This window comes from Kitasatospora sp. NPDC057198 (genome assembly GCF_042670125.1).
Classification (GTDB): Bacteria; Actinomycetota; Actinomycetes; order Streptomycetales; family Streptomycetaceae; genus Kitasatospora.
Genome location: NZ_JBHUWH010000829.1, coordinates 1 through 1,711, shown reverse-complemented (window position 1 = coordinate 1,711; position 1,711 = coordinate 1). Strand labels below are relative to the sequence as shown.

Here is a 1,711-nt window from a genome sequence, read left to right as displayed (position 1 = left end):
GACCCGGGGTGCCGGGACCGCGGCCGCCGCGTCGTTCCGGGATCCCGTCGCAGGTCGGGGCGGTGGGTGTCGAAGGGCAGTCGAACGGCCGTCGAAAATTTCGGCCCCCGGGAAGGGTGGAGGGCACCCGGGCCCCCGTTGCCGGGGCCGCACGGGCCGCCGTACGGTCCGTGCACCCCCACCCACCCCGGAAGGACCGAACCATGGCTGCACAGTCGCACGCAGCACACCGGCCCGGGCGTGCCCTCGCGGCGCTCGCCCTCGCCGCCGCCGGCGGGCTGCTGGCCGCCGCCACCGTCGGCAGCGGACCGGCCGGCGCCGCGGGCACCACGCTGCGCGACCTCGCCGAGGCCAAGGGCAGCTACTTCGGCACCGCGCTGACCCAGTCCAACCTGAACAGCTCCACCATCACCGCCATCGCCGGCACCCAGTTCGACATGGTCACCCCCGGCAACGAGATGAAGTGGGACACCACCGAACCCTCCGCCGGGAACTTCAACTTCGGCCCCGGCGACCGGATCGTCTCCTTCGCCAAGGCCCACAGCATGCGGGTGCGCGGCCACACCCTGGTCTGGCACAGCCAGCTGCCCAACTGGGTCAGCAGCCTGCCCACCTCCCAGGTGCAGGCCGCGATGGAGAACCACATCACCACCGAGGCCACCCACTACAAGGGCCAGGTCTACTCCTGGGACGTCGTCAACGAGCCGTTCAACGAGGACGGCACGCTGCGCACCGACGCCTTCACCAACGCGATGGGCCCCGGCTACATCGCCGACGCGCTGCGCACCGCGCACGCCGCCGACCCGAACGCCAAGCTGTACCTGAACGACTACAACATCGAGGGCCTGGGCGCCAAGAGCGACGCCATGTACCAGCTGGTGTCCTCGCTCAAGCAGCAGGGCGTGCCGATCGACGGCGTCGGCTTCGAGAGCCACTTCATCGTCGGCCAGGTGCCCAGCACCCTGAAGGCCAACATGCAACGCTTCACCGCGCTGGGCGTCAACGTCGCCATCACCGAGCTGGACGACCGGATGCCCGTCCCGGCCAGCGCCGCCAACCTCGCCCAGCAGGCCACCGACTACGCCTACGTGGTCAACTCCTGCCTCGCGGTGAGCGGTTGCGTGGGCGTCTCGCAGTGGGGCGTGGGCGACCCGGACTCCTGGATCCCGGACTTCTTCTCCGGCTACGGCGCCGCCACCATGTACGACGCCGACTACCAGCCGAAGGCCGCGTACAACGCGGTGGTGACGGCGCTCGGCGGCACCTCCTCGCCGTCCCCGTCGGTCTCCGCCTCGCCGTCCACCTCGCCCTCCACCTCGCCCTCCGGCTCGCCGTCCTCGTCCGCCTCGCCGTCGGTGCCGCCGACCGGCGCGGCCTGCAAGGTCAGCACCCAGGTCAGCGCGTGGAACACCGGCCTGACCGAGAACGTGACGATCACCAACACCGCCGGCAGCGCCGTGAACGGCTGGACGCTGGCCTTCACGCTGCCCGGCGGGCAGAGCGTCACCAACGCCTGGAACGCGACCGTCAGCCCGGCCACCGGCCAGGTCGGCGCGAGCAACCTGTCGTACAACGCGGCGATCCCGGCCGGGGGCTCCACCAGCTTCGGCTTCCAGGCCAACCACACCGGCAACGCCGCCGCCGCGACCGGCTTCACCCTCAACGGGGTCGCCTGCGCGGCCGGTTGATCCAGGGCCGGACGGGCCGGGAC

1 protein-coding gene is annotated in these 1,711 nt (G+C 71.8%); it reads left to right on the top strand.

Going from position 1 to position 1,711, the window contains the following annotated elements; translation table 11 throughout:
* Window positions 1–203 precede the first annotated feature (203 nt).
* The gene (locus ACFUEL_RS39415; RefSeq protein WP_380242997.1) at window positions 204–1,688 is read left to right on the top strand and encodes an endo-1,4-beta-xylanase; all 1,485 of its coding nucleotides are present in this window, start codon (window positions 204–206) and stop codon (window positions 1,686–1,688) included.
* Window positions 1,689–1,711: the final 23 nt, after the last annotated feature.

Excerpts from the sequence above, each read along its gene's own strand:
- ACFUEL_RS39415 (WP_380242997.1), top strand. The coding sequence starts at position 204 with ATGGCTGCACAGTCGCACGCAGCACACCGGCCCGGGCGTGCCCTCGCG.